This is a genomic window from Glycocaulis alkaliphilus (assembly GCF_004000605.1).
In the GTDB taxonomy this organism is placed as follows: domain Bacteria; phylum Pseudomonadota; class Alphaproteobacteria; order Caulobacterales; family Maricaulaceae; genus Glycocaulis; species Glycocaulis alkaliphilus.
Genome location: NZ_CP018911.1, coordinates 1,257,996 through 1,271,465, shown reverse-complemented (window position 1 = coordinate 1,271,465; position 13,470 = coordinate 1,257,996). Strand labels below are relative to the sequence as shown.

Annotated in this window: 9 protein-coding genes; 5 read left to right on the top strand and 4 right to left on the bottom strand. The window is 63.8% G+C overall.

What is annotated here, in order from left to right:
* Positions 1-118: 118 nt before the first annotated feature.
* On the top strand, positions 119-1,066 hold the full coding sequence (locus X907_RS06095; RefSeq protein WP_170175482.1) for a winged helix-turn-helix transcriptional regulator: 948 nt from the start codon (positions 119-121) through the stop codon (positions 1,064-1,066).
* 97 nt (positions 1,067-1,163) lie between these two features.
* Here X907_RS06095 and X907_RS06090 read toward each other — a convergent pair whose 3' ends face one another.
* Both X907_RS06090 and paaN read right to left on the bottom strand, forming a co-directional pair.
* Positions 1,164-3,368 carry a TonB-dependent receptor gene (locus X907_RS06090; RefSeq protein ID WP_170175481.1) on the bottom strand — a complete coding sequence of 735 codons (2,205 nt, stop codon included), beginning with the start codon at positions 3,366-3,368 and terminating at the stop codon, positions 1,164-1,166.
* A 165-nt stretch (positions 3,369-3,533) separates the two neighbouring features.
* Entirely contained in the window at positions 3,534-5,219 is a 1,686-nt protein-coding gene (gene paaN, locus X907_RS06085) for a phenylacetic acid degradation protein PaaN (RefSeq protein WP_127566239.1), read from the bottom strand.
* A gap of 137 nt (positions 5,220-5,356) precedes the next feature.
* On the opposite strand from paaN, the gene X907_RS06080 reads away from it, so the two are divergent.
* From X907_RS06080 to X907_RS06065, 4 genes are read left to right on the top strand one after another with little or no spacing between them, the layout of a single operon-like run.
* Positions 5,357-6,580, top strand: a complete 1,224-nt coding sequence (locus X907_RS06080) for a thiolase family protein (protein WP_127566237.1) — start codon at positions 5,357-5,359, stop codon at positions 6,578-6,580.
* Positions 6,577-8,103, top strand: a complete 1,527-nt coding sequence (locus tag X907_RS06075) for a class I adenylate-forming enzyme family protein (protein ID WP_127566235.1) — start codon at positions 6,577-6,579, stop codon at positions 8,101-8,103. The genes X907_RS06080 and X907_RS06075 overlap by 4 nt, the downstream gene beginning before the upstream one ends.
* On the top strand, positions 8,100-8,561 hold the full coding sequence (locus tag X907_RS06070; protein ID WP_127566233.1) for a PaaI family thioesterase: 462 nt from the start codon (positions 8,100-8,102) through the stop codon (positions 8,559-8,561). Before X907_RS06075 ends, X907_RS06070 begins: the two co-directional genes overlap by 4 nt.
* A 58-nt stretch (positions 8,562-8,619) precedes the next feature.
* Positions 8,620-9,117: a c-type cytochrome gene (locus tag X907_RS06065; protein ID WP_127566231.1), complete on the top strand. Its 498-nt coding sequence runs from the start codon at positions 8,620-8,622 to the stop codon at positions 9,115-9,117.
* A 10-nt stretch (positions 9,118-9,127) separates the two neighbouring features.
* On the opposite strand, the gene X907_RS06060 is transcribed toward X907_RS06065, so the two are convergent.
* Positions 9,128-12,271, bottom strand: coding sequence for an efflux RND transporter permease subunit (locus X907_RS06060; RefSeq protein WP_127566229.1), 3,144 nt, complete (start codon positions 12,269-12,271; stop codon positions 9,128-9,130).
* Positions 12,268-13,407, bottom strand: coding sequence for an efflux RND transporter periplasmic adaptor subunit (locus X907_RS06055; RefSeq protein WP_127566227.1), 1,140 nt, complete (start codon positions 13,405-13,407; stop codon positions 12,268-12,270). The genes X907_RS06060 and X907_RS06055 overlap by 4 nt, the downstream gene beginning before the upstream one ends.
* Positions 13,408-13,470 lie beyond the last annotated feature (63 nt).

Genomic DNA, 13,470 nt, shown 5'->3' with positions numbered 1-13,470 from the left:
ACTTTGTTAGCGAAACTAACTCTAGCCGGTTTCGCGGACAGCCTCAACCCCCGCAAGGATGTTTGCGTAATGCAAAACCATCGGTTCTAGTGGCACCATGGACTCCCGCCTCAAGCAGATGATTCAGAACAACCCCGTCTCCCACGCGATGGATGTGGTGGGCGAGGCGTGGACCATGCTGATCCTGCGTGAGGCGTTCCGTGGTGCGCGCCGCTTCGATGACTGGCTGGACCGGCTGGCGATTGCGCGGTCTGTCCTTGCCCGGCGGCTGAAAACCCTGACCGATGCAGGGCTGCTATCACGCAGGCAGTACCAGTCCCGCCCGGACCGCTTTGAATACGTGCTCACGGCCATGGGGCGTGACCTATACGGCGTCGCCGTCATGCTGATTTTCTGGGAGCAGGACTGGTCTCCGCGCTCTGATCCTTCCCGCGCGATACGGCTTGTAGCACGCGACGGTTCTGGCGCCGTGGTGCCGGTCATGGCCGGCGAAGACCCCAAAGCCCCCATCCTGCCCGGCGATGTCATGCCCCGTCCTGGCCCGGTGCCCGGTCAGGCCCCGGCCCTGAAGGAAATGCGCCGGCGGAAGGTTCAGCCGGCCATGCGCGCCAGCGGCAAACCCATCGAGCTGGGCATCGAGCTGTTTGGCGATTACTGGACCAATCTGGTGCTGGCGGCCTGCTTTTACCGGGTGCGGCGCTATGACGACTTTCTGAAGACGCTCGACGTATCGACCAGCGTGCTCGCCGACCGGCTGGACGGCCTCGTGTCTAACGGCATCCTCGCCCGCAAGCGCTACCAGATGCGCCCGGAGCGCTTTGAGTATGTGCTTACCGAACGCGGCCGGGCGCTCTACCCCACCGTATTGGCGTTCTTTGCCTGGGGCGCACGCTGGATGTGCGAACCGGGCAAGCTGCCCGTCGAACTGATTTCCCAGACCACAGGAAAGCCGGTCCTGCCGGTCCTGCGCAATGCGGTGACCGGCGAAGAGATTGATGCGCGCAGCGTGCGCCCCGTCCCTGCCCTGTCGGCCAGCGAACGCGCCGCAATCAGCGCGGCGCAGTGAACAAGCGCAAGGGCAGGCTGGAACGGCGGGTCAGAAACAGGAAAGGGCGGCGCCTTGCGGCACCGCCCTTCCCGTCTTGCGTCATCCCCGTAGAGAACTAGCCGCCCAGACGCATCCGGAACTGCGCGCCGAATGTGCGCGGCGGCGCAAACACCGTGAACCCGATATCGAGGTTCTTGATGATGTGGCTCGGATAGAGCTCGTCGGTGAGGTTGCGGCCCCACAGCGAGATGTCCCAGTTGGCATTGTCCGGTCCCCAGCTCAACCGGGCATCCACCGTGCCATAGGAACTCACCAGCGTTTCAGGCGCATTGGACGGATCGAAGAAATAATCCCCCGTCCAGTTATAGTCGACGCGCGCACGCGCCGTGCCTGTTCCAACCGGCACCGTCAGCGCCGCATAGACGTTGTACTGGTGCTCCGGCGAGCGGGTCAGCTGGTTGCCATTATAGGGCAGCACACCGAGATTGGAGACGGCATCGGTCGTGTACTGCGCATCGAGATACGCGTAGGAACCACCGAACTGGAAGTAGTCATTGGCCTGGAAGGCAAACTCCGCCTCCACGCCCCTGATCTCCGCATCCGCGTTCGAGGTCGACAGTGCCAGCCCCAGCAGCTCATAGACCTGCAGGCTCTGATAGTCGGTGTAGAACGCCGCCAGGTTGAAGATGCCCCGGCCTTGCGCGAAGGTCGACTTCATCCCGATCTCGAAATTATCGAGAATTTCAGGGTCGAGCGCAGTCGTCGCCTGCACCGCGCTTTGCGCCTGGCTGGGATAGAGGCCGGACTTGTAGCCCCGGTCATAGGATGCGTAGAGCATCACATTGTCCGATGCCTGCCAGTCCAGCGCGAGACGCCAGGTCGGCTCGGTCCAGCTTTCGCTGCCCGATGCGCCTGCCGGATAGGCGACGCCAGGGGGCGGGCCAAGCGGAATGCCCGGGAAAGGTCCGCCCGGCGTATCGTTATCGACGCCGCGTGCGAAGATTTCCTTGGAGTCATAGGTCAGGCGTCCACCGACGGTAAGGTTCAGCGTGTCGGCAAGCGGCATGGTCAGCTGGGCAAACACCGCAGCAGACTGGTTCGTGGCTTCCTGGAAGAAGGTCACATCACCGGATGCAATCGCGGGCAGCGGAGCGCGGGCATCGACGATGAAGCGCTCATTGCGGTCTACTTCCTCATGGAAGAGGTAGAGGCCAGCCACCCAGAAGGCACCATTGCCGAGCGTGCGCGACAGGCGGAATTCCTGCGTGAACTGCCAGGCTTCGTCTTCGTTGATGTCTTCGACGCGCAGCACATAGGGCGGCACGGGCAGACCGCCCAGATCATCAAACCAAGAAAATTCGAGCCCGCGATACGAGGTCAACGAGGTGAAATCCATGTCGCCGAATGTCGTATCGGCGCGGAAGAGAAAGCCCCAGCTGTCCCGCTCCTGGAACGTGTCCGGGTCGGAGAAGCTCTGGCGTTCATTGAGACCGGCACGGATGGCGCCGATAAGCGGCACAAACGCCGGGTTTGTGTTCGGGCCGAGTACCGGAACACGGGCCTGACCGTCGGTCTCGTCGCGCGCATAATCGGCCTGCGCCAGGAAGCTCCAATTGCCTGCGTCCCAGCTGATGGCACCACGAACACCCCAGGTGCTGGAACCACCCAGATCAGAGCCTGAGGGTACGCTCTCGGAGTAGCCGTCATTGGCCTGATAAAGGAATGCCAGACGCCCGGCGGCAGCCTCACCCAGCGGGCCGTTCAGAACGGCGCTGACCTGCCGGTCATTATAATCGCCATAGCCGAAGGTGAACTCGCCAAAGGACTGGGTGGCGTCCGGGCGGGCCGAGATGATGTTCACCGCGCCGCCAGCCGCGTTGCGGCCATAGAGCGTGCCTTGCGGCCCGCGCAGGACCTCCACACGTTCGACATCGAAAAAGCTGAGCGCGCCGCCACCGGCCCGGCCGATATAGACCTCGTCGATCGATACCGCGACAGACGGATCGCCTGCAGCGGAATCGGACGTGGAGCCGATGCCGCGAATGTAAAGCTGCGGCTCACCGATATTGAACCTGGTCATGGTGAAGCCAGGCGTACGCTCGGCAATGCCCTCAACGCCCGCAATGGACGAATCGCGCAAGTCAGCCGCGCTGAACGCGGTCACGGCAACCGGCACGTCCTGTACCGACTGCTCGCGGCGCTGGGCCGTAACGGTGATAATTTCGGCGGACTGCGCAATAGCGGTGCCTGCCGAGGCCAGCGCGCCGGTCAGTGCCATGGCACCGACAGACAGGCGTAGCCACGCTTTTGATCTGTTCATTTGAACCTCCCCTGTATGTCTTTTGGATTCCGGCAAGGCAGGCGGAATCGCCTGCATCACCGTATCACGCGCACCATAACTTCAATAAACGAACTAACTCAAGGTCACTTTGTTAAAGAAACCGTCGTGTTCGCAGCGAGTGTGGCGCAAAAACCGCGGCAGGCCTCAGCCGGGCCTGCGCATCTGCACGACGCGAAAGCGGGGTGCGACGAAAGCCAGATCCGTCAGGCTGGCATTGCCCGCGGGATTGAGCCCGGTGACGTGATAGTCGGAATACGCGCCCATGAAGTTCATCGGCATGCCACGGTCGATATTGATGCTGAGCGAGGCTCCGGCGGCGAGATAGTCCGGCTCGGCGGAGTCGATGAAGCTTTCATCGGTGGAGTACAGATAGGAGGCGATGGCACCGCGCGTGCGCGCCTGCGAGGTGGCCAGCCGCACGCCCTCTGCTGCGCTGTCCACCGGGATGACGAAGCTGACAGGGCCAAAGCGCTCCTCGCCGTAGAAATCCTCATTCTTCGCATCGCACTCGATCAGGACGGGGCTGGCGGTGCGAGCATCCGGGTAGTCCGGGTTCGAGACCGGGCCGGAGCGGCGCAATATATTGCCCTCCGCTGCGCCCTTGCGGGTCATGGCTTTCACATTCTCGATGGTCGCATCGGCCTGCACGGCGGCGGCGATGGCCGGGCCCAGCGTGTTGTCGCCCGCGATCTTGTCCATTGCGGAGACCAAAGCTTCCACCGCGTCATCATAGGCAATCGTGCCATCCGGCGTCTGCACGCCCGAACGCGGGATGAAGACATTCTGCGGCGCGGTACACATCTGCGCGGCGAACGTCACCATCGCGCGCGCAACGGTGTGCGCCACGCGCCCAAAGTCACTGGCGGAGTGGATGACGACCGAGTTGCAGCCCGCCGTCTCGGTGAAGACGAGCCTGCCGGGGCAGTTGTTTTCGATCCAGGTGCCGAAGCGCTGCGAGCCGGTGTAATCGACGATCCGGCAATCAGGCTGCTCCAGCAGCTTTATCGTGATCTGATCGAGGGGCTCATCTGCGGCCAGGAGAACGAGGTTCGGGTCATAGCCCGCCTTCTCCAGCACCTCGCGGCAGGTGCGCACAGCCATCGCCACGGGCAGCACGCCCGTCGGGTGAGGCTTCACTATAACGGGATTGCCGGTCATCAGATTGGCGGTCATCGCGGGGTAGGCATTCCACAAGGGGAAGGTGGCACAGCAGATGACCACCGCCGGACCCAGCGGCACGCGCACATAACGCTTTTTAAGGCTGACCGGCTCCGGCTCCAGAAAGCGCTTGGTCCAGCTGGCGGTCTCCGGCACGTCCTGCATCGCCTTCATGGCGTAGACGAGCGCTTCGAGCCCCCGGTCGAGCGCGTTGGCGCCAGAGCCGGAAAACGCCATCACATAGCCCTGCCCGGCGGTGTGCATGGTGGCATGGGCGTTCTCGAAGGCATTCTTCTCCATCGCGAACAGCATTTCGGTGATGATACCGGCGCGCTCCTCGATGCTGGCCTTCATCCAGCCGGACATCGCCTTGCGCGAGGCGGCAAACAGCGCCGCCGGATCGGATTTGGGATAGGTGATGCCAAGGGGCTGGCGCGTATAGGGCGAGACCTCCGCGCCCAGCGTGCCGATCGTGCCGGGCTGATCGAGATCGAAAGACTTGCCGAGCTGGGCATCAAAGCGCGCCTTGCCAAGGCGCGGCGCATCCTCGCCATGCAGTTTTGCGCTCGGCGATTCCTTGAACGGGCTCCAGTGATCGCGTGTCCGGACCGCCTTCAGGGCGGTGTCGAGCGTTTCACGGTGCTGATCGAAAAGCCGGGCTGCTACGCTCATCAAATACCTCCGGGGCCGAAATTTCTTGTGCCAAGATGATTGCATAACCGGCGCGTGCCGGTATCGTCGGAATAGAAGGTATCTTTATCGAAGTTACAGGGCAACCCGGCAACCGTCCGCGTCGGGGCAGAGGTTTCATGGATAGCGTTTACATCACAGGCGTGGGGATGACCCCGCTGGGCAAACACCTGTCGCGCACGGTGAAAGACCTGACTCGCAAAGCGGTGACGGGCGCGCTTGCCGATGCCGGGCTGCAGGCGCACCAGATAGAGGCTGCCCTGTTCTCCAATACGCGCCAGCCCATGCTGGAGGGGCAAAATGCCGTGCGCGGCGAGATTGCGCTCAGCCCCCTTGGCATTGAAGGCATCAAAATCGTCAATGTGGAGAATGCCTGCGCCTCCGGCTCCTCGGCGGTGGCGCTGGGCGCTGCCATGATCCGCGCAGGCGAGGCAGAGACCGTGCTGGTTGTTGGCGCGGAGAAGATGGTCTTCCCCGACCGCACCGAACAGGTCATGGCCGCTTTCCGGGGCGGCACGGATATTGAGCGCATCGAGGAAACCGCCAGCGCCATGGCGGCCCTGGGCGCCAGCCTGATCCCGGCAGATGCCCCAGACGCGCCCCGCAGCTTCTTCATGGATATTTATGCCGGCATTGCCCGCGCCCACATGGAAGCGTTCGGCACCACACGCGAACAGCTCGCCATGGCGGCCGCCAAGAACCACACCCACGCCGCCGAAAACCCGAACGCGCAGTACCGCACGCCCTTCACACCTGAAAACGTACTGGCCGACAAGCCGGTAATCTGGCCGCTGACACGCGCCATGTGCGCGCCGGTCAGCGATGGCGCTGCGGCCCTCATCCTGCAATCGACTGGCGCCGCAAAAGGCAATAAGCGCGCGGTGAAGCTGGCCGGCACTGGCTGGACGACGGCCCGCGCGCGCGCCGTCGATGACTGGGACGGGCATCTGGGCAAGCGGGCAGCTGATCTGGCGTACGAGGCCGCGGGTCTCGGGGCCGCAGATATGCATGTTGCCGAGGTTCACGACGCGACAAGCTTTGCCGAAATCCTGCAGATCGAAAATCTGGGACTTTGTCCGCGCGGGGAAGGCGGGCCGTTCACGGCATCCGGCGCGACGGCGCGCGGCGGGCGCATTCCGGTCAATGCCGGGGGCGGGCTGATCGCCAAGGGCCATCCGGTGGGGGCGACCGGCATTATCCAGATCGTGGAAACATGCCGGCAATTAAGGGGGGAGGCAGGCAGTATGCAGGTTGAAGGCGCGCGCGCTGGCGTTTGCGAAAATGGTGGCGGGTTCCTGGGAATTGAGGAGGCCGTCACGCTGGTGACGGTGCTGACACGATGACGCAGCCTGAACTGTCCACGCACCCGGTCAGCCTGTTCTGGGAGGCGGCACGGCGCTTCCCGGATCATGGTGCCGCCTGTGAATATGATTCAGAGGGCCGGCTCATCGGGCGGATCGGCTTTTATGCGCTATCCCAGCGGGTGCGCAGCCTGGCTGCCAGCCTCGCCGGACGGTTTGCCCCCGGCGCGCGCATTGCCCTGTCCGCAGCCAACACGATCGACCATGTGACGGCCTATCTGGCCATCCAGTCGGCGGGGATGGTGTGGGTGCCGCTGAACCCCAGCAACGGCCCGCAACTTAACGCAGCCGCCCTGAAAAGGGTGGAGGCTGATCTGGTGCTCGCAGGGCCTGCCGAAGCTCAGGCGCTGGCACCCCTGTGTCCGGATGTGGAACTGATTGCAGCGGACGGACCGCCCGCTCCCGGCTTTGAGCCAGTGTTGCGCAAGCCTGAAGACACGATGGCCATCAAGTTTACGGGCGGATCCACGGGCGAGCCGAAGGGCGTGGTCCAGTCCAACCGCTCGGTGATGGCCAATATCATCAATATGGCGGATCGGTTTGGCAGCGATGACACGCCGGTGTTTCTGGCGTGCTCTCCCCTCACCCACGGCGCCTCACACTTCGTCCTGCCGACGCTGGCGCGCGCGGGGCGGCTGGTCCTGCTTCACAAGCCGGACCCCAACCTGATCCTGCGGCTGTTGCGCGACGAGGCCGTGACCGAGAGCTTCATGGCGCCGACGCTGATCCTGCGCCTGTGCGCTCTCGTCGACAGGCCGGTAGCCGCCCCGGCACTCAAACGCATCATTTACGGAGCCGCTCCCATGCCGGCCGATCAGCTGCTGAGGGCACAGCGCGTGTTCGGGCCGCGCCTTGCAGGGCTCTACGGCCAGACTGAAGCGCCCATGACCATCGCCGCGATCACCGAATCCGAGCTGGCGGAGCCAAGGCTTGCCAACAGTGTGGGCAAGGCCGGGCGCTTATGCGAGACCGCCATTCTGGGCAGCGAGGGCGAAGCACTGCCGCCCGGCCAGACAGGCGAGATCGCTGTCAAAGGCCCGCTCTTGATGGACGGGTATCTCGGCGATGCCGCGCGCACCCGCGACACGCTGCGCCGTGGCTGGCTGCATACCGGCGATCTGGGACATCTCGACCGCGAGGGCTATCTGTTCATCACCGGGCGTGCCAGCGACATGCTGATTTCCGGCGGTTACAACATCCACCCTGCAGAGGTGGAGGCGGCGCTTCTGACGCTGCCCGGCATCGACGAAGCCTGCGCGTTTGCCGTGCCTGACCGGCAATGGGGCGAACGGCTGGAGGCCGCTATCACACCGATGCGTGGCCAGGATCTTGATGCGGCGCGAATTCTCGTGCTGGCGCGCGAGCTATTGGGTCCGGTGAAAACGCCCAAGGCCATTCACGTCCTGCCGCGCCTGCCGCGCAATCCGGTTGGCAAGGTGACGCGCTCCAGCGTACGCAGTGTGATCTACCCGCCGCAGCAGGACGAACGCAGTACCGGCCGATGACCCCGCCTGACCGCCTCATGGACCATTTTGGCAGCGATGAAGCACACCAGCGTTTCTGGGGGCTTCTCGATGCCCACGTGATCGAGCTTGGCTATGGCCGGGCCAAGCTGGAGATCCCGGTCGCGAAGCACTGGCTGAATCTTAACAACGCGGTTCATGGCGGGGCGAGCGCCGGCTGGCTGGATCAGGTGGCGGGCCTTGCCACCAATACGCTGTGCGATCCCGGCGAGGTGTTCGTGACCGCAACCGCAAGCCTGCAATACCGGCGTCCCTTTGCGCCCGATGACGGCCCGGCACTTGCCAGTGCCGAAGTCACCGCCAGGACGGGCCGCAAGGCAACCACCCATGCACGCATCGCCAACAGGCATGGCGACATAGCCCTGGAAGGGGAATTTCTGTTCATCCTCACGGCGCGGCGCGTAAACACGACGCAGGCCGATTCTCCAGCAAAGGATTGATAGCTCTACAGCTCAGCGCTAGGTCTTGGAGCCGGAACCCGCACAGGAGACGCCCATCATGACCCGTCCGATAGCTTTGACCTCTCTGGCGATGGCCGTGATGCTGGCGGCCTGCGGAGACCCCGGCAGCGACACGCCCGGTGCGGCACCGCAGCCCCAGACCCATGGCGGCACGCCGGAACTCACAGCCAGCGCGCAGGAGAGCCAGGCCATACTTGCCGGGCTTGGCGAGCCTTACGCGTCTGCCAATCTGGATAATGGCCGGCGGCTTTTCCGCCGCTGCGCCTCCTGCCATACGCTGGGCAGTGGCGAGCGCCATCTGGTTGGCCCTAACCTTCACGGCATGTTCGGGCGGCAGGCTGGCGAGGCAGAGGGATTCCGCTTCTCACGCGCGCTGGAACAGGCCGATTTCGTCTGGACCAAGGCAGAGCTGGACCAATGGCTGGCCAATCCGCGCACCTATCTGCCCGGCAACCGGATGAGCTTTGCGGGCTTGCGCGATGAGGCCGATCGCAACGACCTGATCGCGTTCCTTGCGGTGGAAACCAGCCGCTAGCGTCCCTATTCTACTCGGCAGGCTGCTGGATCGTTTCAGAGCCGCCAAGGTTCTGACCGGCCTGACGCGCTTCGTTCTCCAGCTGACGCGATACCCAGTTCGGTGTCTTGGTATATTTGCCAAACACCGCATAGGCCGTCGGTACCACGAAGAGCGTGAACAGGGTTGCGACCATGACGCCGGTAAAGATCACGACACCGATGGTGATGCGGCTTTCCGAGCCCGGGCCGTAGGCCATGACCAGCGGAAATGCGCCGATTGCCGTGGAGATGCCAGTCATCAGGATCGGGCGGAAGCGTGTGGCCGCCGCTTCCAGCGTCGCTTCGGCAACGCTCATCCCCTCCTCGCGGAGCTGGTTGGCAAATTCCACGATGAGAATGCCGTTCTTTGCTGCCAGCCCCACAAGAATGATCAATCCGATCTGGGAATAGATGTTCAGCGAGGAGCCGGCCATGTACAGGCCGAACAGGCCGCCTGCGACTGCCAGCGGCACGGTCAGCATGATGATGAGTGGCTGGATGAAGCTTTCAAACTGGGCCGCCAGCACCAGGAACACGATCAGCAGGGCCATGCCGAAGGCAAAGAGCATGGCGTTGTTGGATTCCAGAAACTCGCGTGCGCTGCCGACATATTCGGTCGCCATGTCGGCGGGCAGTTCGGCGCGCGCATAGCTGTCCAGCCAGTCAATGGCATCACCCAGCGTATACCCGTCGGCCAGGGTGGCCGATACCGTGATCGAGCGTTGACGGTTCACGCGGTTGCGTTGCTGCGCTTCGCCGGTTTCCCGCAAGGATACGAGGTTCGACAGCGGAATGAGCTCGCCAGCCCCGCCGCGCACATAGAGCATTTCCATGTCCGACTGGCTGGAGCGCTGTTCGCGCCGGTTTTCCGCAATGACGTTGTAGGCCTCGCCCCGGTCGATGAACTGGCCCATGCGGCGGGAGCCCAGATGGGTCTGCAGCGTGCGCCCGATGTCGGACACCGATACGCCCAGCGCGGCTGCGCGCTCGCGGTCGATGTCAACGACCACCCGCGGCGAACTGGGCTCAAAATCCTTGCGGGCACGCAGAAGGCCGGGATTGGTCTCCTCAAGTGTGGCGATCAGCCGGTCGGCCTCACTGTCGATAAGATCGTAGTCCGGCCCCTGCAGCACGATCTGGATGTCGTCTCCGCCACCGCCCCCGCCGCCCAGGGAGGAACGCATCGAGGCAAAGGCACGCACGCCGGTAAGCTGTCCCAGGCGCTGGTTGACTTCGTTGACAATCTCCAAGCCCGGACGGCGTTCGCCCCATGGCGTCATGGTGCCGACAACAATGCCGCTGGAAAAGCTGGAGCCGCCGCCGCCAAACCCCGGAACAACAACCAGCACGCGGCGCAGCTCACCCGCCTCAACATACTCCAGGAGGATGTCTTCGATGATCGCAGCCTGCTCGGCAGTATAGTCAAAGCTTGCGCCGTCTGCTGCGCTGAAACGGCTGAAGAAATTGCCGCGATCCTCTGGCGGCGTCAGCTCGCTTGGCAACTGGCTGAACAGGAAGATCGACCCGCCGACAGCTGCAACCACAAACGGGATAATCAGCCAGGGAAGCGACAGGACGACATCCAGCGATTCCTTATAGGCATTGCGGAGCTTCGTTACGCCCTTGTCGACCCATCGCGCCGGGCCGCGCACGCCCTCGCTCGGACGGATAAGCTTGGAACTCATCATTGGCGACAGGGTGAGCGCGACAAAGCTGGACAGCACCACCGCCCCGGTGATCGCGACGGCCAGCTCTGTAAAGATGCGGCCGATCAGGCCCGGCAATACTACCAGCGGCACGAAAACAGCCACCAGCGTGGCGGTCGTGGCGATGACCGCAAAGAAGACCTGCCGCGCCCCCTGAAGCGAGGCAAGTGTCGGCGGCTCGCCCAGATCGACGCGGCGCTGGATATTCTCCATGACCACGATCGAGTCATCGACCACCAGTCCGATCGCCAGAACAAGCGCCAGCAGGGTGAGGATGTTGATCGAGAAACCGAAGGCCGCGAGCACGGCAAACACGCCGATCAGACAGACCGGCACCACGGCCGCAGGAATGACCGCCGCGCGGAAACTGCCCAGAAACAGATAGATGACCAGCACGACCAGCGTGGCGGCGACAGCAAGCGTGCGCCACACCTCGTTGATGGACTCGCGAATGAAAACCGTATCGTCCGAGGCGTTGAGCATCTGCATGCCTTCGGGCAATTGCGGCGCGACCCGGTCAGCCTCGGCGCGGATCGAGTCGGCCACGGCCACCGCGTTCGACCGGCTCTGACGGATAAAGCCGATGCCGATCATGTTCTGGCCATTGCCGCGGAACAGGGCACGTTCCTGCTCTGCCGCCAGCTCTACATCGGCAATCTCGCCAAGCCGTATGATGTGGCCGTCACCGCGGGTTATCGGCAGGCGGCGGAAGCTGTCCTCGGTGGCAAACAGACGCTCGACACGCACCACAAGCTGGCTGGACGCGGTCTCCAGAGAGCCGCCGGGCAGCTCGACATTCTCGGCGCGCAACGCATTCTCGATGTCAGTGACCGTGAGCCGCCGGGCAGCCATGGCCTGCGGGTCGAGCCAGATGCGCATGGCGTAACGGCGCTGGCCGCCGATCTGCACCTGGGAAATACCATCAATTACAGAGAAGCGGTCAACGAGGAATCGGTCGGCGTAGTCTGTCAGCTCTTCGGCTGTCATCGACTCCGACATGAGATTGTACCAGAGGAAGGGCCGCGCGTCGGAATCCTGCTTGGTGACGACAACTTCTTCCACATCCGGCGGCAGCTGGCGCCTCGCGCGCGATACGGCCTCGCGGACATCGTTCGCGGCCGCTTCGAGATCGCGCCCCAGCCGGAAGGTGATGGAAATACGCGACTCGCCATCCCTTGAGCTGGAACGGATAATATCGACGCCCTCAATGCCGCCAAGCGCGCCCTCAATGGGCTGCGTCACCTGGTTTTCCATCACCTCGGCGTTGGCGCCCGGGAAGTCGGCGCGCACCGATACGACGGGTTGATCGACATCGGGCAGTTCACGCAAAGGCAGATCACGAACGCCCAGAATGCCGAACACCACGATCAGGGCGCTGGCAACAAAGGCGATGACCGGGCGGCGGACGGCAATATCGGAAAGCGTCATGGATTGGCGCTCCCCGCGACGGTGCCTGCAGGCGCGGCCGCAACCGCGCTGCTGGCCGTGCGCCGGCCATTGCCGTCCTCGCGCGGTGCAATGCGCGCGCCGTCACGAATGCGGTGTACGCCCTGACGCACGATGACCGTACCGTTCTCTATGCCTTCGAGCACTTCCAGGAATCCATTCGAGCGCGCGCCGACGCGGATCTCACGCTGAACCGCATAATCGCCAGCCTCGTCCTGGGCCACCGTGTAGACGAACACCTGATCGCGCAGACGGGTGATGGCCGTTTCCGGCACTGAAGGCCGGGTGCGCGGATCACGCCGGACCTGCACCGTCATCAGGAGGCCGGGGCGCAGCCTGCCATCTGCATTCTCAATCTCGGCCCTGACTGTCACGGCACGGGTAGCCGGATCAATGCGGCTGTCGACCTGGGTGATCTCGCCGGTGAATTCCTCGCCGGGGAATGCCGATGTGAGGGCGGCAATCTCCATCCCGGCGGACACGGTGGCAAGGAAGCGCTCAGGCAATGTGAAATCAAGCTTGATGATGCTGGTATCGTCCAGCTGGGCAATGGTATCGCCGGGGCGCACCAGCTGGCCAAGGCTGACCGCGCGCAGCCCCACCACGCCGCTAAACGGCGCGCGGATAAGCCGGTCATCCACGCGGGCCTCCAGCGCGGCGACGCGCGCGCGGGCCCGTTCGGCATTGGCCTGTATCTCATCAAGGCGCGAACGCGGCGCCACCCCGCGCTCAGACAGGTCGCGGATGCGCTCCAGCTCCTGTTGTGCCTCACGCAGGGAGGCGCGCGCTTCCGACAAGCCTGCCACTTCCTCGGCGTCGCGCAGCTCAACAAGAAGATCGCCAGCCGCGACGCGCTGACCGGAATCAAAGTGGATGCGTGAAATCGTGTCGGAAATCTTGGCTGTCACCAGCACCGACTCATTGGCATTGGCAGTGCCAAGTGCCTCGACAATATCGGCAAAGCTGCGCGGTTCGACCTCGTACAGGGCTACCGGCGTCGCCATGCCGCGCATCTGCCCGGCGCCGCCCGAGTTCTGAGACACCGCCCGCACAACAACCGCAGCCGCCATTCCGGCAAAGATGATGGCAACAATGATGAGGAACATGGCGCGGCGCATGGCGGTCTCTCTTTTTCTTTTGCGTAGCGATATGCGTCGCGTGGCCCGAAAAGCAAAATGAAT

Excerpts from the sequence above, each read along its gene's own strand:
- X907_RS06095 (WP_170175482.1), top strand. The coding sequence starts at position 119 with ATGATTCAGAACAACCCCGTCTCCCACGCGATGGATGTGGTGGGCGAG.
- X907_RS06090 (WP_170175481.1), bottom strand. The coding sequence starts at position 3,368 with ATGAACAGATCAAAAGCGTGGCTACGCCTGTCTGTCGGTGCCATGGCA.
- paaN (WP_127566239.1), bottom strand. The coding sequence starts at position 5,219 with ATGAGCGTAGCAGCCCGGCTTTTCGATCAGCACCGTGAAACGCTCGAC.
- X907_RS06080 (WP_127566237.1), top strand. The coding sequence starts at position 5,357 with ATGGATAGCGTTTACATCACAGGCGTGGGGATGACCCCGCTGGGCAAA.
- X907_RS06075 (WP_127566235.1), top strand. The coding sequence starts at position 6,577 with ATGACGCAGCCTGAACTGTCCACGCACCCGGTCAGCCTGTTCTGGGAG.
- X907_RS06070 (WP_127566233.1), top strand. The coding sequence starts at position 8,100 with ATGACCCCGCCTGACCGCCTCATGGACCATTTTGGCAGCGATGAAGCA.
- X907_RS06065 (WP_127566231.1), top strand. The coding sequence starts at position 8,620 with ATGACCCGTCCGATAGCTTTGACCTCTCTGGCGATGGCCGTGATGCTG.
- X907_RS06060 (WP_127566229.1), bottom strand. The coding sequence starts at position 12,271 with ATGACGCTTTCCGATATTGCCGTCCGCCGCCCGGTCATCGCCTTTGTT.
- X907_RS06055 (WP_127566227.1), bottom strand. The coding sequence starts at position 13,407 with ATGCGCCGCGCCATGTTCCTCATCATTGTTGCCATCATCTTTGCCGGA.